We start from the raw sequence: 20,359 nt of genomic DNA, 5'->3' as shown, positions 1-20,359 counted from the left end.
CAGAGTAAAAGCATTGCAACTCAAGTTTTAAAAAACTCAAACTCCATCAACTCTTCTACTTTTACTATTCTTTGCCTTATTTTGTCTCCATCTTTAGTCGACTTACCTATGAGCCTTAATCCTGTTACTTTATTTTCAGGGGTAATGTAGGGCATTTTTTTTTGCCACCCTTTCGGAATATCCTCTAACGCCCTGTAGGGTTTTACTTCTTCTATTTTAAACAACTCCGTAGACCTGATATCATCGCGGCTAAAGCAGTATTTCCCTATCAACAATTCGCTGAGGGTTTCTAAAACAGTCGTAGTAATCATAGGTAACATTATTGGGTGGGTGAGCAAAATGCAATCAGGGCAATATACACAACCCAACTGATATTTGTCAAGCAGCAAGCTGACTTATAGGTTTTTGTTGGGCAGGTTTCCCTCCTCCGAAAAATTCAGGTAAGTCAAACAAAGTATACCTCAAATTAGGGGGTTTTGGTATAATTTATTAAAATTACCCCTTTGAAAATCAAGGATTAATCTTACATACACAAACTCAACCTATGGAGTTAAGTACTTTTTATTCACTTTTGATGATAGCAGGCTTTTATGCCATGGTGGTAGTCATTTTATATATAATGTGGAGCATTGCCCAAAAGTTAAAGGTACCCCAAAAAAGCAAACGCATTGTATTCTTATTTTTTATATTATTAGGATTGGCGGTTGCCTCACCCCTGCGCGAAATTTGGTTCACATTGTTTCGCAATATGAACATTTACCCACCCTATGCCGGAAAAGTAGTTGAAGATAGTTTTGGTATGTTTCCCTGGCTTACTGGTGCCTACCTTATCAATAGTTTGCTCAATTATTTTTTGTGGAATGGAGCGCTGGTAAATGAAGATGGAGAACGCGTGGTGCCCTTGTTGCTCATTCACCTGGCATCGGGGCTTGTATTTTTTCTGGCTGGCTTGTGTATAGTAGTGTTTGTATACGGAGCCAACCTCTCTATATGGCTTGCTACTTCGGGTTTTGCCGGAAGTGTAGCCGTTTATTTAGGTAAAGTTCCCCTCAACAAAGCCTTTACTGCGCTTTCGCTCAACCTCAATCGTCAAATTCGCAAAGGGGATTTTATAGAATTAGAAAATCAAGCAGGCTTTGTTCAAGAGATCGGATGGAAATCAATCAAACTACTCACCCTTGGTGCTAACCAGCTTACCATTCCTAATACCACTTTTGTAGAGTCCAACGTCATCAATTATTCGCGCCCCTCCAAGATCAAAACTGTCACAATGCAAGTCTTGATCACTGGCAATTTGTCGCCCCATGAAGTAGAAAAACTCTTAATTCGTTCAGCGCTTGATTCCGACTGGGTATTGCGCGAACCCACCCCATTGATTACCCTCAATAACTTTTCGAAAACGAGCGCTACTTATACTATAGAAGTGTCTACCGACTACGATATCATGGAGCATGTCAAAAGTCATGTGTTGTCGTCGGTCTGGCATATGTTGCGTCGCAAAGGGCTCTACCCTATGCCCGACAAGGGGGTGATTAATAACCCAGTAGAAAAAGCTATTTATTTGATGAACAGCGTAGAGGTGCTCGAACCTTTTACCGAAGAAGAAGACCTTGAAATCGCCAAAAAAGCCAAGTGGCAACGTTACGGACCTCCCGAACGCATTGTAATTGAAGGTGAAAAAGATAACTCACTCTACCTGGTTGCCGAAGGACGACTAGAGGTGTTGGTAAGACAAAAAGATGGCAAAAACCTCAAAGTAGCTGAGTTGGGCAAAGGGTCATTTTTTGGTGAGCGCGCCTTGCTTACCGGAGAAGAAAGAAAAGCCACTGTAAGGGCTTTGACTGATGTATTATTGTGTGAAATAAGTAAAGACATTATCAAACCGTTGCTTGATGATCGTCAAAATATACTTAGTCAAATGAGTAAAATACTGGCAAAACGTGAGATAGAAAACATTAAAAAATCGCGTGAATACGCCCAAGAGGTGGAAGAAAAAGAAAAAGATACCGTCGCACGTCGCTTACTTGACCTTATGAAGAACTTTTTTAAAAATGACAATGTGGATGACGATGACGACGATGATTTAGACAAAGATGCCCATAAGAAAATGACGATCTAAATACTGACACGCCAAAAGTCTGTCAGTATTGATTGTTTGTTGCTCAAAATATAAACAAGCGCTTTAAAAAATCTTCTATGACCCGTTTTTTTGAATTTATTGTTTCCCGTCGGGCAGAGATCCTCAACTAAACCCTTGATCACATCTACCTTACGTTGGTATTGTTGGTGATAGCTACTGCATTAGGCTTGTTTTTGGGTATATTGCTTAGCCGTCATCGTCAAGCTTCAAACGGTGTATTAGGGACTTTAGGAGTTATTCAAACCATTCCAAGCCTTGCCTTGTTGGGTTTACTTATTCCTTTGGTGGGCATAGGCTCAGTACCAGCCATCATCGCCTTGTTTTTATATGCTTTGCTACCTGCGCAATACTTTTACAGGAAGAGGTAGCCCCAGAGGTCATAGAGTCTGCGCGTGGTATGGGCATGACACGTCGCCAAATTCTACACAAAGTAGAATTGCCTCTGGCAATGCCAGTTATTTTTGCGGGCATTCGCACTGCAGTAGCCATCAATGTAAGAGTGGCCACTTTGGGTGTTCTGATTGATGCTGGAGGTTTGGGCAAATTTATATTCAGAAGCATCTCGCTGGTTGACCCAATAATGATGATGGCAGGGGCGGTTCCAGCCGCATTACTCGCCCTGTTTTTTGATTTCGGTTTGGTTTTTTTACAAAAACACTTTAAAATCACTCCTTACTTTAGCTGGATAGCAGGCATGGCCTTGTTGTTTATTGCCAGTTATTCGGTAGTAATTTACGCTTCATCGGCAAAGTTGATGGGCTCCCTGAGTTTATCGAACGCGCTGACAGTTACCAAAACTTGGCTAGTGCTTATGGGTTTACCAACCTTAAGGTAGCCGACATGGAAGCTGGACTCATGTATTATTCGCTGGCAGGCCAACGACTAGACGCCATCATTGGCTACTCTACCGATGGACGCATTGATGCCTATAACCTCACCACTCTCAAAGATGATAAGCACTATTTCCCCCCTACTTTGTGGCTCCCCTGGTACGACAAAATACCCTGAGCAAGCACCCCGAACTGATGCAGGTTTTTGAGCAGCTTACCGGAAAAATATCAGAGGCAGAAATGATTCGAATGAATTATTTGGTAGATGGTAAAAAACAAAATCCACGCAAGGTGGCACAAGACTTTATGAAGCATAAGGGGTTTAAAACCCAACGTTACTACACAGGCCAAGAAGCAGACATTACCATTGGGGGCAAAAAGTTTACTGAACATTATATTTTGCCCGAAATTTTTAAAAATTTTAATAGAAAATAACAGCAACCTACGGGTAAAGCTAAAACTAGGGTTGGGAGGCACCCAAATTGCCTTTGAAGCCCTCAAATCAGGCGAGATAGATTTATACCCCGAATATACTGGAACTGCCTTGTTTGTATTGCTCAAAACTCCCCCAGCAAAGGCAAAGCCATTGGGCAACGACCGCCAAAAGGTGTATGATTATGTACGCCTCGAAATGCAAAAACGCCATCGCCTGCTTTGGCTCAACCCTTTGGGTTTTAACAACACCTACGCAGTACTAATGCGTAAGCGACAAGTCGGTTTGTTGGGTCTCAAAACCATCAGTGATTTTAGTGCTTATTTGAAAAACAATACAAAGTAGGTGACCTTCATAAAATTTATGATTAATTTTGTTGATCTAAAGACAACACCAAAATAATTACTTTGAAAAATCTTGTATACACCCTTTTATACTTTAGCCTTCTTTGCTGCTTTGCATTGCCTGCCTATACCCAAAACTCCAAAGCCCAACTTCAGGGAAAAATAACCAATACTGAAGGTACGCCTTTGTCTTATGCCAGCATTGCTATTCTCAATACCCAAACCGGTACTTACGCCGACTCTTTAGGTAATTATAGGTTTTTGGTGCCTGCCAATCAAAACTTTGTATGTATTGCTCAGTTTGTAGGCTATGTACCCAAAAAAATTCCTTTGAAGCTTGCCAAAAATCAGGTATTTACCCTCAATATTCGCCTTGAGACTGATTCTTCTAACCTTAAAGAAGTCACCGTGAAAGGAAGTAAGTTGCCGTCTGAGCGGGTCTCTATTTTTACCATTCCACCCAAAACTATCAAAACGCTGCCTACTCCCTTTGGCGAGTTTAACAAAATACTGGCTACTTTGCCGGGCGTAGTAACTAATAGCGAACTATCATCGTCTTACTCGGTGCGAGGAGGTAACTTTGACGAAAACCTGGTATATGTAAACAACATAGAGGTATACCGCCCTTTTTTGGTGCGGGCAGGACAACAAGAAGGTTTGAGTTTTATTAACCCCGATTTAGTGCAAAAAGTAGAGTTTTCGGCGGGAGGCTGGGAAGCCAAATATGGAGACAAAATGTCATCAGCTTTGGTTATTGACTACAAAAAGCCTACACAATGGGGAGGTTCGGTTAGTTGGGGGCTATTGGGGGGCACTGCTCATATAGAGGGAGTAGCTGCTCGTAAAAAACTTTCGTTTGTGGCAGGAGTACGCCATAAAGACTCTCAGTACTTGCTCAATACTTTGCCCACTTCAGGAGAATATTTACCGCGTTTTACCGATGTACAAGCTTTGTTTCGTTACCAGTTTTCTAAACACACCTCGCTAGAATGGCTTACGGCTTACGCCAAAAATAATTACCTGGTACGTCCTGCCGCCCGCCAAACTACTTTTGGTACCTTAGATACCCCTTTTCGGTTGCTGGTAGCGTTCAACGGACAAGAAACCATGCAATATGCACTGTTTCAAAGTGCCCTGAAACTTACCCATTATTTTAATAAAAGATTACGCACCGAGTGGTTGGTGTCTGGAATGAACACCCGCGAACGAGAATTTGTAGATGTAGAAGGTGGGTATCGTTTGTGCGATATTGTACCCGATCCTACCACCAATACCAACCGTTGTGTAGCCGAAAGATCAATCGGTACAATTTATGAAAATGCCCGCAACCGTTTGCAAGCAACCATTATAAGTGCGGCAAGTCGTAATAGCTGGAACATTGACGACAACCATTTTTTAGAGTTTGGTGGGCGTTACAATGCCGAAAACATCAACGATGTGCTCGAGGAATATAGTTTTATCGACTCTGCGGGATTTACCAGCCTCAATCAATCCATTAATAACAAGTTAGCACTCAGATCGCACCGTTTTTCGGGGTATATACAACATAGCTTCAACATCAAAGACTTACACACTATTAATTATGGGGTAAGGGTAGGCTATTGGAACATTAATCAAGAGTGGATAGTAAGCCCTCGTTTTCAGTACGCGTTTACTCCTGATTGGCGTCAGCCTACGGTGTTTAAGTTATCAGCGGGAGTATACCAACAACCTCCTTTTTATCGAGAGCTACGCGACCGGGAAGGCAACCTGAATCTTGACCTCAAAGCCCAACAATCGTTGCACTTGATAGGAGGAGTAGAACGGAGTTTTCAAATAGGTGAACGGAGTTTTAAATGGACGGCAGAGGTGTATTATAAGTATATTCAGAATGTAATCCCTTATGACATAGACAATGTTCGGATCAGGTATTTTGCCAAAAACAACGCTACAGCTTTTGCCACTGGCTTAGACCTACGCATTAGCGGAGATTTTGTAAAAGGAGCTGAGTCTTGGTTTAGCCTGGGGCTAATGAATGTACGCGAAGATGTAGAAGGCGATGGAGTGGGTTATATCAGGCGTCCTACTGACCAAAGGTTAACTTTTGCCGCTTATTTTGAGGATCATTTACCCAATAATCCTACCTTTAGGGCGTATGTAAACATGGTATATGGTACTGGTTTGCCTTTTGGCCCTCCAAACAATGACAAATTTCGGTCGGCGCTCAACGGGCGTGCCTACCGACGTATAGATATAGGTTTTTCTAAAGTGGTTTCATTTGATAATATACAAATAGGCAATGCCAGGGTATTAAAATCTCTCTGGATTGGTTTAGAAATTTTAAATATATTAGCCACCGAAAATACAATCTCTTATAATTGGATTACTGATACCAATAGCATGCAGTATGCTATACCTAATACTTTATCTACCAGGTTTATAAATTTTAGGTTGATTGGGAATTTTTAGAAATAAGATTTACTTTAGTTCAAACAAACAGGTTAACCATCACGTTTGGCTAAGGCATTGAACAGAATACAACTTAGGTAGCTTGAAACAATGCAGGTATTATTTAGTCATTTGTTTTGAGTTGCTCATCATCATTTTTTTAATTAAATCACTAGGGAATGAAACTATCTTTTAATAACACGGCACAGATAGAGTTTGTCAAAGAATTGCGACGCAGAGTAGACGACTACTTTGTTACGAACAATCGATCGAAGTATGCCAATGGAAAGATGATTTTTAAAACCTTATTTTTCTTGACTACCTGGATCGGTTCTTACCTTATGCTGGTTTTAGGAAACAATACTTTTGAAACCAACATATTTTTTTGGATTACACTGGGCTTTTCCATTGCTTTTATTTGTGTCAATGTAGGGCACGACGCCATCCACGGAGCCTACTCGTCTAAAAAATGGGTAAATCAATTATTATCTCATACCTTTAATTTTAATGGGGCAAGCGCCTACATGTGGACAAAGATGCACAATGCGGCTCACCATACTTACACCAATGTAGATGGGTATGACGAAGACATAGAGTCGGTGCCCATTATCAGACTATCGCCTACGCAAAAATTACGAAAAATTCACCGTTACCAATACATTTACATTATTCCGTTTTACGGGCTTGCTACCCTCTCTTGGGTGTTGATTAAAGACTATGTAAAGTTTTTTAAAAATGAAGTAGGAAACTTTAATGGGGCAAATCACCCTCGTAAAGAGTATTTTTACTTGTTTTTTTACAAGCTTATCAACTATTTTTTCTTCTTAGCGGTTCCTTTAATGGTGATGAAAGACTCGGTTGGATTAATCATTGCCGGATTTCTGATTATGCACTTTTTTGCGGGAATGACTCTGGCACTTATTTTTATGTTGGCACACGTAGTAGAACAAACCCATTTTCCAGAACCTTCGGTAGAAGGCAGCCTTGAAAACTCCTGGGCTGTACACCAATTGTACACTACGGCAAATTTCTCGAAAGGAAGTGAATTGGCTTTGTTTTTAACCGGAGGACTCAATCTTCAGGTAGAGCACCACCTTTTTCCCAACATTTGCAGCGTCCATTACAAAGAAATTTCGCCCATAGTAGAACAAACTGCGCGCGAGTTTGGATTACCATATTTGCAAAATAAAACATTCTTTAGTGCGCTTGTTTCACATGTACGTTTCCTTAAAAAAATGGGACAATCAGAAGAATACACACCTTTAGAGTATGCAATCGGCGAAACCGCCAAATAGTATTTGTTAGCAAACAAGCCATTTCAGTACATTTTTCATTAATAAACATTTGTCAGGTTTGTTTGCTAACTTCTCATTTTCGTATATTTGTAAGCCCAAGGCGTATTTATATGCTCCTACATTTGCTATATACAATGCTTAGGTTTTGGGGGTTGATTTGGAATAAACAACAACCAACTTTCGTTAAAACCTTGAGGCATTTCAACAAACACAGGCTACACAAAATCTTGCCCCTCAATGTAAACCTTCTGGTTGGTTAAAAATTTAAGTAAATACTACTTTAAATTTTTCATTTATATATTTTTTCACTACTTTATTAACCCTAAACGGGGTCAGGAATATACTTTTTAATGGAAAACGATTCTATTTCGGTGCAAAAAGATTGTTATACTGTATGGGAAAATTGTCTAAAGGTAATTCGTACTCAGATTGCTGAGCAAACATATACTACCTGGTTTGACCCCATAAAACCACTGAAACTGGTAGACAAGGTATTAACTATTCAGGTTCCCAGTCGTTTTTTTTATGAGTGGTTAGAGGAGCACTATGTACATTTGCTCCGCAAAGCAATTGATGCATCATTAGGCACAGAAGGACGACTTGAGTACACCATTATCATGGAGAAACAGGAAAAGCCTTACCTGCCCAATCATAACTCTCCACAGTTTGTCCAAAACAACGACAATCATACAAAGCCGCAAAATAGCGCGCCTGCACAACAAAAAAACTACAGTAATAATAATTACAACAACGTAAACAACTCACCGAATACACCCAAAAAAACATCTCAGTTTAATCAAACCTTTCAGATAAATCCCCGATATACTTTTGAGAGTTTTATAGAAGGCGACTGTAACCGCTTGGCACGTTCGGCAGGGTTGGCAGTAGCCCAAAAACCTGGAGTTACTTCGTTCAATCCTTTAATGCTGTATGGCGGAGTAGGTTTGGGCAAAACCCACCTTGTACAAGCCATTGGCAACTATGTACAGGAAAACGGGCAAAAAAAGATACTCTACGTGTCATCCGACCGTTTTACCAATCAATTTATAGAAGCCCTTAAAAACAACGACTTGCAAAGCTTTACCGATTATTATATGCAAGCCGATGTATTGGCTATAGATGATGTACAGTTTCTGTCGGGCAAAGAAAAAACCCAGGAAATATTCTTTAATATTTTCAATCACTTACACCAGTCAGGCAAACAAATCATTATGACAAGTGATTGCCCACCCAAAGAACTGAAAGGTTTGCAAGAACGCTTACTTTCTCGTTTTAAATGGGGGCTTACTGCCGACTTGAAGCAACCCGACCTGGAGACTCGCATTGCGATTATTCATAAAATATTGCAAAGCGAAGACAACAAAAATATTGAGATTTCGGGCAAAGTGGTGGAATACCTCGCCCATAGCATAGACAGCAACGTGCGTGAACTCGAAGGTGCCATTGTATCAATTATAGCCAAGGCATCACTCAACCAAAGTCCAATTACTATGGAGCTTGCCAAACAAACTGTGCAACAGATTGTGCAGCCAGTAGACAGCAGCGAGATAAACATAGATGAGGTACAAAAGTATGTGGGAGATTATTTTGGCGTAAGCGTAGAAATGCTCAAGTCGAAAACCCGCAAAAAAGAAATTGTGATTGCCCGGCAAATTGCCATGTATTTTGCTAAAGAATATACCGGTTTTTCGCTCAAATCTATAGGATATCATTTTGGGGGGCGCGACCATAGCACAGTGATTCATGCGATACAGACCGTGAATGATATGATGTCGGAAAAGAAAGAACTCAAAATGTATATAGACGATCTCAGAAAAAAATTTAGCAAATAGTATTGTACCCACAGCAGCCCAACAAAAAACCATTTACCTTTAGTGCCGTTTAGCACCAAAAGTAAATGGTTATGCTTCCATTTGCGGATTTTATAGACTGTTGCTGTCAAAAACCAATATAATGTAAAAATCAGTAGTTGTTTAGTTGTATATAAGAAACTACACCACCTTTTTGCGGTCAAACGCCAGTGTGCTGGACACTTGAGGCTTGATGGGGGCTATATTATTCTTATTTTCTTTCGGGTCTTTAGGTTGTATATAGGCTTTGAAAGCCCCCAAGACATTCATATCGCCATAGTCATAGTTACACTCTTGAGCAGTAGTTTTCAAAATCGCCAATATGTCGGTATATGCCGATTGAGCGCCCATGTTTCTGGTAAAATAGGCTTGTACTCTTTGGTGCAACAATGCATAAAATCCTTCTTGTGTTCTTTGTTGAATATCCATGATGATCCTTATTAATTAGCTTTAAAAAATAACTTTGATGCCGTTAAGAAATAGACCTTCTTAACTTATTTCTCCTCAATAATGTTTGAGGCACTTCTCTACTTGACTGACCACAGACCACGAAAATTTGCCCATACACTTTAGGCTATCTCTTCTTCAGGTACCATTTCGGGTACCTCTTTGGCTTGTTTTACCTCAGCTTTTGGAACATCCTGTGATGTTACTTTAATTTTACTTTTTTTGTTTTTATCATAATACCTGATCGCCAGCAAAAGGGCTACCGAGGCAAGTACAATAAGTATGGCAGGAAGGAAAGCCTGAAACATCTCTCCTTCGGTTAACTTAAATGCTAAATTGGTCATAGTATAATATTATTTAAGGTTGATTTAGAGCTTGTTTAAATTTTCGACGAGTTTTGTGCTCAGATGCGTTAAACCGAACCAAAGGTGAACACTGTTGAATGAACCGAGGCTACAGCTCGCTGTGCTCTTACCTTGCCCCATAAAAACAAGTATTAACCCCTATCAATACCCGTAAAAATTATTCAACAAACTACAGATGTCTCTACGTATATAATTCTTTCTGAATCTAATTTCATCTTTATTATGAATATGCAATCCCTTGCGTTACCCAAAGAGGCCATTGTTTTAAACCAGCATTTTCCTTTGTCGGAAATACTCAATTTGAGAATGTGTGCGTGGTATACCATCAATCCAACATTCAAAAATATTACAAACCCTAAAGATTGGGGCGATAAGTTTGACAATCACTCTATACACATTGGAGTAATGAGCGCAGACAAAGGGGTAAGCAAACTTATTGCTGCTACTAGGGTTACTATCCTCCATCAAGTAGAAGATTTGACATACTACAAAGACTGTCGCCAATATTTATCATTGTTACCCTCAGTACCTTTTGCTTATATAAGCAGAATGGTAGTACACCCTCAGCACCGTGGTCAAGGTTTGTCGCACCTGCTAGACATTGCAGAAGTGAATGAAGCTAAAGCACAAGGTTGTAAGTTTGTAATAGGGTTTGCCTTTGCAAGAAGAGTAATATCGTTAAAAAACATAGGGTTTAAAAGTATTGGAAAATGCCCCAGAGTTTGTACGAGTACCAGCAACCTGCGGGATCGTGCTTTGCTTCAGTGCTCTCCTTCTACTGAAATAATGGTCCTTGAACTTTAATAATAATAGTCTAGTGTAAATCAAAATATACTTGTGACTTATCATTTGAAGCCATTTAGAAAGTCGTTAATACTTGTTTTTACGCGAATTGAAGCCAAACGATACACCCAGTCGTATACCCTCTCTGTGGGGCACTACATAGGCATTTATCGGAATGTTGAGCTTACCCGAACGCAAAGTTTTGCCAAAAGCAAATACAAATCCAGTGTTGATTTGATACTCTCCGCGACTGTCTAAACGGGTGACAATGTTTTGGTTAATTTGAGTTCGATCGTCGGTGTCGTTGAGCTTTACCCAAGCACCGTTTTGGTAATACCCTTCTGCCTGTTGCGTAAGACTAATCGTAGGACCAAAAGCAAACTCCCACCCGCTTTTGTTGCTCCGTAGCCCATTTAATATAGTCAAGCTTGGAATAAACAAGCCTTGGTCAATGCCCGTGACCATTGGAATAAATTCTACCAGTGCCTGAAAGTTACCTTCGTTGAGGTACTTGGTTTCGAACTGGTAACCAAACTGAAACATGAGTGGGATGGCGTCATAGCCTCCTTCGTATTCCGGTTGTGCCAATTGATTGGCAAGGTCTCCAGTAAACATAGTAAAACCCATGCGTGGTCCTCCCAGTTTTAACATATCAGCAGCAGGTGTATTGATGGCGTTTTCCATTTTATTGCGCTCACTCAATGACGCTACCACTTCTTTGTTGTTGGGCAACCCAAAAATTTTACGTATCGAGAGGGTCACCATTGTCTTAAGGTGCTCAGGCAAGTGTAGAAACTCTTTGATTTCTACTTTTTCTACAGATTTACTCTTTACGTCTATTAACCGTAAAGTAATGGTAATGGTTTTCTGAAAGCGCTCGATGCTTCCGGTCAGCATTTTATCAGAGCCGATTACTTTTGCCACATCCAGCAAACAAATTTTACCGTAGCAGTTGTCTATTTTCAACCCGTGTTTGTTGATGAGGTACATTACATCGTATTTGTCGAGCACCTCATATTTAGCTATTTTGGCTAATTCGCGCCTCACCATGTTGCCGGCTTGTTTGGGCGACAAGTGTAAGCCTTCGACAGCAATGTTCAAAACAGTGAGCTTTGGTTGCGGAGTTTGTGCTTTTGCCGCAGTACTTATCATACAAATGGTTGCCAATGCCCATACAAACATTCGTATTATTGTTCCCTTTTTCATAATGCTCGTTTAATACAGATTAATTGTTAAATTTTAACAATACAAAGATACACTATGATACGAAGGGACTGAAACGGCTATTTACCATACAATATTACGAACAAAATGCAATTTACCAAATAATAACCAAGCACCCTACAGGTTGATAAAGAATTTGCACTTTTTGCAAAGTTTATTCGTGTATTATTATAAATTGCAATATATACTACGTCTATTTTTGGTTATTTCCTTTTTTTGGAGCTACACAGGAACATCTATTTTTACTAAAACAATATGTCATCAAAAAGTAATCATGTGATTCAACAACGTTTTTTACAGAAGTTGAAAGCAATCATTCCATCAAACTATTCGCTGGTAGATGAGTTGGCAGATTTGCTCCAGATAAGTACAGACAGCGCTTACCGCAGAATACGGGGAGAAACTGCCGTGAGCATGGACGAAGTAGTAAGGCTTTGTCAACATTATAAAATACCCCTGGGTTTGTTGGGCGCTGACCAAACCGATGGTGTTACTTTTAACTATAAACTGGTAAGCGACCACACCGAAAGTTTTAAGGAGTATTTGACTAAGTTGCTTGCCGATTTACAGAAAATCAGAAGTGCCCACCCTAATCAAGTAATTTACGCGGCGGCGGATGTTCCGCTCTTTCATCACTTTAACTATCCCGAACAAGCTGCTTTTAAGTTTTTTTACTGGCTCAACTCTGTGTCTAACTTACCTACGCTTGAGGGCAAGTCCTTTACTCCTTCTGTTATTCCTGCAGAGTTGATAGCGCTGGGCAAGCAGGTGTATGATGTATATTGTGACATTCCATCTATAGAGATATGGACCGAAGAGTCTGCCAATAGTACCATCAAGCAGATAGACTATTACTGGGAAGCAGGTTTGTTTGAGCAACAAGACGATGCCGTATTGGTGGTAGAGCAACTCGCCGAAATGCTCAACAGTATTCAGAAAATGGCAAAACAACGTAACAAAAATTTGGCAAACCCTGCAAACAACAGGAGAGACGAAAAAGAAAATTTTTTGCTGTATCACAGCGAAATTCAAATAGGCAATAACAATATATTGGTACAGGTGGGTAGCACCAAAGTAAATTATTTGCGCCACCAAACATTTAATTATATGTATACTACCAACACCCGGTTTTGCAACGAAACCGAAGCTTGGATGGCCAATCTCATTAGTAAATCTATTTTGATAAGTGGGGTCTCAGAAAAACAACGTTATCAGTTTTTTAAGGGCATACAAAAAAATGTGGCACAACTGCTGGCAAAGGTAAAAGAAGGGTAGTTTATAATCTGTGATACTTTTAGGAAGCTTTTATGCCTGATCTGTAAAAATGTGCTGTATATCGCTTTTGTTGATGGGTTTGGTTACAAATTCGTCCATGCCAGCCTCTATGCAAAGGGCTTTTTCTTCTTTGAGCGCACCCGCAGTCACCGCTACAATTTTTGATCTTTGCTGCCCAAGTGTTTGCTCTATTTTCCTTATTTGCCGGGTAGTTTCATAACCGTTCATGCCGGGCATTTGCACATCCATCAGTATTGTTTCAGGCAATGCGGTCTGGTATATAGCCAATGCTTCTTCGCCGCTATGCGCCATCAGTATTTTAGCCGAAGGAAGTAGCTTGGCTATTATTTCATTCATTAAAAGCATATTTACTTCATTATCTTCTACAATCAACACCTTTTGCAATACACTGCCTGCCTGGTCTTTCTTTGGTTCGTTTGTCGATGCTGTTTCAGCGAGGCCTTCGGTTATTTTTGACAAAACCTTATATAACTGAGATGGTTGGGGTGTTGTTCCTATCCACTGTTGGTAAAGCGCCAAGCCTTCTGCTTGACTACTACCTGAGTTAGAGCTATTTAGTAATACCAAGGGCAAATTGCTCAACCCCAGGGTTTGCCTTATTTCTTGGGCAGTTTGCATACCATCCATAAAAGGCATCTCCTCGGCTATGAACACTGCCTGAAAATACGGGTTTGCCTGCAACAACTCGATGCCACTAATACCATGCATTGCTTGAGTCACCTGTATGCCTTTTTCTTTAAGTATTGCCTCAATCCGTGCACTTTGTACCGGGTGGTGGTGTATCACCAATACTTGTTTAATGGCATCGAGCCTGCTCCAGTCGTTATGCTCTTCAAACACACAATTGACCCAGATATCAAAATAAAAAGTACTACCTTTGCCATGGGTACTTTCCAGGCATAAACGACTGTCCATTAAAGCCAGTAGCCGATTAGATATACTCAAGCCTAGACCAGTACCACCAAATCGTTTGGTTGTAGAGGTATCTTCTTGCAAAAAGGCTTCAAAAATCTTTTGCTGGTTTTCAGGCAGGATGCCTACTCCGGTATCTTTGACCAAAAACCGCAGTAAAGCCTTCTGATTACTCTCTTTTTGCAGCATAGTTACTTTAAACTCAATGGTTCCTTTTGAAGTAAACTTTACTGCATTAGACAGTAAGTTGGTCAAGACTTGCTTAAGGCGCATTTCGTCAAACCAGGCATATTGAGGCAAGTCACCTGCCAGGCTCAAAATCATTTCTAACCCTTTTTGTTTGGTTTGATAAATCATCAAATCCCTCAAGCCATCACACATCTGGGCCAGGTCTACCTTTACAGGCAATAACTCCATTTTTCCGGCTTCAATTTTAGAAAAGTCTAAGATATCGTTGATAATTTCCAACAAGGTATTGCCCGATTGCGACACAATGTCAAGGTATTGTTTCTGTGTGGCATCAAGGTTGGTTTGTAGCAATAAGTCTACAAAACCCACTACACCATTCAAAGGGGTTCTGATCTCGTGACTCATGTTGGCCAAAAACTCTGATTTGGCAACACTTGCCTGCTGTGCCTCCAGGGTGGTTTTTTGCAACGCCTTCATGAGCGCCAATCTTTCTTGCTCTTTACGATAAGCAGACAACAGCCTTGAAGTAGTAGAAAGCAAGGGGTCAAGTTTTTGGAGTGTTTGCTGGCTGTAGCCACTCTCACAGTTTGTCACTACCACCAAACCTATCAGTTGATCATGCATAAATAAGGGAATGCCCAAAAAAGAATGAATCAAGGTACAATCTTCGGTTTGCACTAGTTGGGTGGTGGCTGCTGTCAGGTCATTGATAATCAGTGGAGTGCCATCAGACAATACCTGATTTAGTAATAGATCAGCACACTTCAAGGCATCAATTTGAGCTTTTGCCTGATCAGACAGCCCAATGCTGGTAGCAGCAAAGGCAGTAAAATGGGGTTTTTGTGCCTCTTTTTGCTTTACCTCTCCTACCAATCCTTGTTTACTACCTGTAATGTCCAGCAATTGATGTAACAAAAAATCGAATACTGTTTCAGGGTTTTCGCTCGCTATAAATTCTTTTTGAATATAATTGATAGAATCCAGTAAGAGGTTGTTTTCTTTCAGTCGCTCGTTGGCATTTTTTATACTGGTAATGTCGTGAATGGTTCCTGTAATATTTTTCAGGTCAGCGTTTTCGTTTCGTTGCAATATCGCTGACAGGCACACCCAACGTTCTTCATTTTGTGGGGTCACAATTCTAAAATCAACATTAGATACTTTGTGTCGTTTTTTTAGCTGTTTAAACGCGGCTTTAAGTAATGTTATGTCTTGAGGACGGATATAATACAACCATTCTTTGATGCTTCCCCCAAAGGACTTTTCAATATCTCCGTACAATAAGTACATTTGCTCATCCCAGGTCATACGTTGGGTGTTGTAGTTATACTCCCAAATCCCAATGCTTGCCGATTTGGTCGCCAGACTCAGCCTTTGGTGCATGGATTCTATATCTTGTGTACGTTGCTGCACCATACTTTCCAAATCGTCTTTTTGGCGTGTCATTAACCGAAGATTTTGGGCTTGTATTTTTTCTTTTTCTTTTTTTAAACTATTGAGCCTGTCGCCCAACGCCAACGAAAACAACAATGCCTCGGCACCAAAGCCAAAATACAATACTTGAGTGGTAAATACATTGAGTGGTAATATGCCATTTCTTGCCATCATGTAAACAAATGAACTGATGACTACAGAGCTCCAACCCAAGGTATAAAAACGAGCAGTATGTACTCCTTTGTACAAAAGGTAGAACCCACAAACCAACAAGCTGAAGGTATACACCAGAGTAATTAATTGCAAAGGCGAAATAAGGTATACCAAGCTTATGCCCGATAAATTAAGCAATGGAAAAACCCCTCCAAGGACTGAGGTAAGCAACCAGAGCCAACGTCTTACATTTACTGCATTCGTTGCCAAGTCCAAATAACGGTCTACAAATAAGGTAACCAACCAAAACAAGAGGGATTGCCAAACGGTGAAGTATGACCAAAACCACTGGCCAAAAAACAAGGTTTGCCCATTGTTGAAGGGAGTGCTAAAAAATACAATGACAAGGTAGCCCACATATATGAGGTAGATTTTGTCTTTGGTAGCAAAAAACAAAAACAGGTTATACACTCCCATAGCCACAATAAGCCCTATGAAGCCTGCCAAAATAGCATTGTATATGCCAAACTGCCTTGTAATGGCTGTAGTAGTGCCTATTTGAAACAAATGGGTGATGGCAAACTCTCCGGCTATGCGTACATAATACACGTTGGGGTCTGAACTGGCACTTTTTAGAGGAACGGTATAGTATTTCCCCAAAAGGGCTCCGGTTGGCTGAGGGCGCATTACTCCTAACAATACAGGATCAGCATACGCCCCTGATGGATTGGGGGCAAAAAAATCAAGGTACCAGCTACGAGTGTCTCCTAATGCAAACCATATATCACGATTTGTTTCGTTTTTGACTTTAAACCTAAGCCAATATGCAGTGTGAGAAGGTGCCTGGCTAAAAACCAGTCGTTTGTGGGGTTTAAAGCGTTTTTGCACCTCAGCAGTGAGTACATCTTGTAAGGTAAGCTTGCCACTTTTATCTGCCAATACCTCAATTTTGTTCCCTACGTGTAATAACTTTTGGGCATCTTTTACTACGATGGTTTGCTGCGCACATACGGGCTGCACAAAACCCAGCAAATGCATCAAAAAAATGATTCTTTGTATACCTTTTATCATATTATATTGGGGTGCTCTATAGCCGCAAAGTACCCACTTTGTTTATTAATTTTATCTGTATTCGTCATCACAGTTCAACTAAAGTAAATATGGCTTGCAACGGCTCACAAACAATACAATAACTTATGCTAATATAACAAATCATGCAGGCTATTCTTAATAATATTTGTCAACAGTGGTTGTTTGTCAAATGATGGTAAAATATGGCTTGTTGCATCATTTTTTTTATGCAATTAATCTCCTTAATTTTGGCACATCATTACTCAAAACATTAGGTATGAAAAAATTAGTGACAGGCATTTATTTAGGCTTTTTGATGAGCGTCATAGCAGGCTGTAGCGGTGATATCGACGAACAACAGCGAAAGTATCACCCGGCGGCAGGCAACGCTCTGGTAAGCCAGCAAAAAAGAGTAAGCGACTACAAAAAGCAAGCAATTGACATTATGGGCATGTGGTACCTAAACGAGTGGGACTTGTACCACACCATCAGGTTTATAGACAAACAAAGGGTAGAGTTTTATACGCATATCGACACTATTTTGACGTATGACTATGAGATTCGCCCCGACTCGTTACTGATTTATAATGAGGGGGGCGACCGCTTGTATATCAACCTGATAGAAAAGCTTTCGCGAGATACCCTGGTGTTTAGAAACTTGTTGGAGAAGGCAGGACCTCAGCATTATTCGCGCAAGCGCACCAAAAATCTTGGCAAGTAAATAGTAACTATGACGCTTTCTCCTTTTTTTCGGTGAGGGTAACCCCCTCGTACAACTCGCTTAACTTGAACTGTAGATTCAACGCAGACAAATGGATGGTTTCTTCCAAATCGGCAAAAGCCTGATAAATCCATAGTTGCGCATCGTGGGTTTGGCGCGAAAACAGCTCGGCACTGTGGGCATATTGGTCTACCAACAGGTAATGCATTAAAGAAGGAATTTGTCTGTATTTCCATAGTTTGGTCTCCCGGTCATACGCTCTGGTCGACTGAGACAATACTTCGGCAATAAATACCGGATAACGCTGAATAAGGGTATCTTCCTGGTCGCGTTTGTCGCAGGTAACCATTACATCAGGATAAGTATAAAACACTCCTTTGTTTACCTCCAGTTTTACGTTTTCCATGAAGGTTTTGCAGTCGCTCTTTCGCTTTAATACAGCCGTAGTATTAAAAGTAATCTCATTATGTGCCACAGTAGTACCTGCCATCGCAAATATTTCTCCTTTGTAATATTCGTGGCGAGTGTTGGTGCTGGTTTCTATGGCAGTGTATTCGTCCAGTGTATAGTCTGTTCGTTCAATCTTAGGTTCTCCCATAATGTGTCTGTTTTTAAGTTCAATTTACAAAAAATATTGGATATGTACCTGATGGTTATTTAATAAATGGATTGAATATTAAGGTATGCTACCTGCGCTTTAAAACCGCACATTTTTTACTGTTTTTGTAGGTATAACTATCATAATATGAGCCAGTGGCTCTTGCTTATAGCACCAATATACATTGGTATCTAAGGACTTATAGCTCATTACTTGCGGCTACTTATACCAAGTCTGATTGAAAACCCATACAAACTCACTTGTAGTGGTCTTTTTTGGCAAGACCAAGTTCTTCGCTATCGTTACCCGCTCTCTTGGTCAGCTGCGCTTAAGACCAAGAGGAGGAAACAAGCTTGGTGATGGCTTTTAGATGTAGACATACAATATGTACGGGTAATGGCAACGATTTGGTATTACACCGCAAAAAATACACTCTAAAGCAAAAAAACGGCAAGCAGTATTCATACCACTTGCCGTTTTTTTTATTTGTATTAGCCTCTCTTAACCAAACGGGTTTAAGTTGGCAAAACCACGCTTACCACCTTTGGTCATTTTATTCATTTTCTTCATCATCTTACGCATGTCTTCAAACTGCTTGATGAGGTTGTTTACTTGTTGGATAGAAGTACCACTACCGTTGGCAATGCGTTTGCGTCGGCTACCTTCTTTCAACACAGCAGGATTTTGACGCTCGTGTGGGGTCATCGAACGGATGATTGCCTCGATGGGTTTAAAAGAGTTTTCGTCAATGTCTACGTCGCGCAAAACTTTGTTCATACCAGGCAACATACCTATCAGGTCTTTGAGGTTACCCATGTTTTTGATTTGCTGTAGTTGAGAAAGGAAATCGTCGTAATCGAACTGGTTTTTACGCATTTTGCGATTCAAACGCTCCATTTCCTCTTTTTCGAACATATCTTCGGTACGGCGTACCAAATCTACGATGTCTCCCATATCCAGGATACGCCCTGCCATACCTTCGGGGCGGAACACATTGATAGCGTCCATTTTTTCACCCGTTCCAGTAAACTTGATAGGTTTGTTTACAACCGCACGAATAGACAATGCTGCTCCACCACGGGTGTCACCGTCTAACTTAGTCAGTACTACCCCATCAAAGTTAATGCGCTCGTTAAAAGTTTTGGCAGTATTTACAGCATCTTGTCCTGTCATAGAGTCCACCACAAACAAAGTTTCTGAAGGTTTGATGGCGTTTTTTACGTCCTCAATCTCCTTCATCATTTCTTCGTCTACTGCCAAACGTCCTGCCGTATCCACAATTACTACCTTGTGGTTATTTTCTTTAGCATACTTGATGGCGTTTTGGGAGATGCTTACCGGATTTTTGTTTTCGGGTTCAGCGTATACCTCTACTCCTATTTGCTCACCTACTACCTGTAGCTGATTAATTGCCGCCGGGCGGTACACGTCACAGGCTACGAGTAATACTTTTTTGTTTCTCTTTTTATTAATAAAATTTGCCAGTTTTCCCGAAAAGGTAGTTTTACCCGAACCTTGTAAGCCAGACATCAACACAACTGCCGGATCGCCTTCGATATTGATCTCTTCTTCTTCACCTCCCATTAGTGCGGTCAGCTTTTCGTGAACAATTTTCACCAAAAGTTGTCCAGGTTCTACGTTGATCAATACTTTGCGCCCTAAGGCTTCTTCTTTAATCTCGTCCGTTACTTGCTTGGCAACTTTATAGTTAACATCGGCGTCCACCAATGCTCGACGGATTTCTTTTACTGTAGTGGCTACGTTAATTTCGGTAATGCGCCCTTTTCCTTTCAGGTTTTTTACAGCTTTATCTATGCGCTGACTTAATGTACTAAACATGGCAATTTATA

At 40.5% G+C, this 20,359-nt stretch carries 17 protein-coding genes and 1 pseudogene; 11 read left to right on the top strand and 7 right to left on the bottom strand.

The features are described from left to right. Positions 1-20 precede the first annotated feature (20 nt). A complete protein-coding gene (locus tag M23134_RS23375) occupies positions 21-311 on the bottom strand; it encodes a hypothetical protein (protein WP_157558618.1) in 291 nt (96 codons plus the stop codon). A gap of 233 nt (positions 312-544) precedes the next feature. Here M23134_RS23375 and M23134_RS23370 point away from each other — a divergent pair, with 233 nt between their 5' ends. The 8 genes and pseudogenes from M23134_RS23370 (at position 545) to dnaA (ending at position 9,301) form a co-directional block, all read left to right on the top strand. Next, entirely contained in the window at positions 545-2,119 is a 1,575-nt protein-coding gene (locus M23134_RS23370; protein WP_002700149.1) for a mechanosensitive ion channel family protein, read from the top strand. A 167-nt stretch (positions 2,120-2,286) separates the two neighbouring features. Next, complete coding sequence (locus M23134_RS42225; protein WP_232296830.1) at positions 2,287-2,508, top strand: hypothetical protein; 222 nt, start codon at positions 2,287-2,289, stop codon at positions 2,506-2,508. A gap of 29 nt (positions 2,509-2,537) precedes the next feature. Continuing rightward, a complete protein-coding gene (locus M23134_RS42220) occupies positions 2,538-2,975 on the top strand; it encodes an ABC transporter permease (RefSeq protein ID WP_002700145.1) in 438 nt (145 codons plus the stop codon). Next, positions 2,939-3,405: pseudogene (locus M23134_RS42775) on the top strand (ABC transporter substrate-binding protein). Before M23134_RS42220 ends, M23134_RS42775 begins: the two are co-directional and overlap by 37 nt. Further along, positions 3,338-3,748 (top strand): glycine betaine ABC transporter substrate-binding protein, encoded by a 411-nt coding sequence (locus M23134_RS40580; protein WP_157558617.1) that lies wholly within the window; start codon positions 3,338-3,340, stop codon positions 3,746-3,748. Before M23134_RS42775 ends, M23134_RS40580 begins: the two are co-directional and overlap by 68 nt. Before the next feature lie 62 nt (positions 3,749-3,810). Then, positions 3,811-6,195 (top strand): TonB-dependent receptor, encoded by a 2,385-nt coding sequence (locus tag M23134_RS23360; RefSeq protein ID WP_157558616.1) that lies wholly within the window; start codon positions 3,811-3,813, stop codon positions 6,193-6,195. Positions 6,196-6,353: 158 nt separating this feature from the next. After that, positions 6,354-7,469 (top strand): fatty acid desaturase family protein, encoded by a 1,116-nt coding sequence (locus M23134_RS23355; RefSeq protein ID WP_002700136.1) that lies wholly within the window; start codon positions 6,354-6,356, stop codon positions 7,467-7,469. Positions 7,470-7,819: 350 nt separating this feature from the next. Next, the gene (gene dnaA / locus M23134_RS23350; RefSeq protein WP_002700133.1) at positions 7,820-9,301 is read left to right on the top strand and encodes a chromosomal replication initiator protein DnaA; all 1,482 of its coding nucleotides are present in this window, start codon (positions 7,820-7,822) and stop codon (positions 9,299-9,301) included. Positions 9,302-9,460: 159 nt separating this feature from the next. On the opposite strand, the gene M23134_RS23345 is transcribed toward dnaA, so the two are convergent. After that, on the bottom strand, positions 9,461-9,748 hold the full coding sequence (locus M23134_RS23345; RefSeq protein ID WP_002700132.1) for a hypothetical protein: 288 nt from the start codon (positions 9,746-9,748) through the stop codon (positions 9,461-9,463). Between the two features lie 140 nt (positions 9,749-9,888). Beyond that, positions 9,889-10,110 carry a hypothetical protein gene (locus M23134_RS23340; RefSeq protein WP_002700131.1) on the bottom strand — a complete coding sequence of 74 codons (222 nt, stop codon included), beginning with the start codon at positions 10,108-10,110 and terminating at the stop codon, positions 9,889-9,891. 243 nt (positions 10,111-10,353) lie between these two features. Here M23134_RS23340 and M23134_RS23335 point away from each other — a divergent pair, with 243 nt between their 5' ends. Beyond that, the gene (locus M23134_RS23335; protein ID WP_045114187.1) at positions 10,354-10,935 is read left to right on the top strand and encodes a GNAT family N-acetyltransferase; all 582 of its coding nucleotides are present in this window, start codon (positions 10,354-10,356) and stop codon (positions 10,933-10,935) included. A 66-nt stretch (positions 10,936-11,001) separates the two neighbouring features. Here M23134_RS23335 and M23134_RS23330 read toward each other — a convergent pair whose 3' ends face one another. Further along, entirely contained in the window at positions 11,002-12,120 is a 1,119-nt protein-coding gene (locus M23134_RS23330) for a hypothetical protein (RefSeq protein WP_157558615.1), read from the bottom strand. Positions 12,121-12,393: 273 nt separating this feature from the next. Here M23134_RS23330 and M23134_RS23325 point away from each other — a divergent pair, with 273 nt between their 5' ends. Next, positions 12,394-13,413 (top strand): helix-turn-helix domain-containing protein, encoded by a 1,020-nt coding sequence (locus M23134_RS23325; protein ID WP_002700127.1) that lies wholly within the window; start codon positions 12,394-12,396, stop codon positions 13,411-13,413. Positions 13,414-13,443: 30 nt separating this feature from the next. Here the strand turns inward: M23134_RS23325 and M23134_RS38755 are convergent, their stop codons facing one another. After that, positions 13,444-17,190 (bottom strand): 7TM diverse intracellular signaling domain-containing protein, encoded by a 3,747-nt coding sequence (locus M23134_RS38755; RefSeq protein ID WP_002700125.1) that lies wholly within the window; start codon positions 17,188-17,190, stop codon positions 13,444-13,446. A gap of 277 nt (positions 17,191-17,467) precedes the next feature. Between M23134_RS38755 and M23134_RS23315 the strand changes: the two genes are divergently transcribed. Next, a complete protein-coding gene (locus M23134_RS23315; RefSeq protein ID WP_157558614.1) occupies positions 17,468-17,911 on the top strand; it encodes a hypothetical protein in 444 nt (147 codons plus the stop codon). A 7-nt stretch (positions 17,912-17,918) separates the two neighbouring features. On the opposite strand, the gene M23134_RS23310 is transcribed toward M23134_RS23315, so the two are convergent. Both M23134_RS23310 and ffh read right to left on the bottom strand, forming a co-directional pair. Continuing rightward, positions 17,919-18,509 carry a Uma2 family endonuclease gene (locus tag M23134_RS23310; protein WP_002700120.1) on the bottom strand — a complete coding sequence of 197 codons (591 nt, stop codon included), beginning with the start codon at positions 18,507-18,509 and terminating at the stop codon, positions 17,919-17,921. A 501-nt stretch (positions 18,510-19,010) separates the two neighbouring features. Continuing rightward, positions 19,011-20,348 carry a signal recognition particle protein gene (gene ffh, locus M23134_RS23305; protein WP_002700118.1) on the bottom strand — a complete coding sequence of 446 codons (1,338 nt, stop codon included), beginning with the start codon at positions 20,346-20,348 and terminating at the stop codon, positions 19,011-19,013. Positions 20,349-20,359 lie beyond the last annotated feature (11 nt).

It is taken from the genome of Microscilla marina ATCC 23134, from assembly GCF_000169175.1.
In the GTDB taxonomy this organism is placed as follows: domain Bacteria; phylum Bacteroidota; class Bacteroidia; order Cytophagales; family Microscillaceae; genus Microscilla; species Microscilla marina.
The sequence above is the reverse complement of the archived record's forward strand: the minus strand, read 5'-3'. Positions and strand labels throughout refer to the sequence as shown.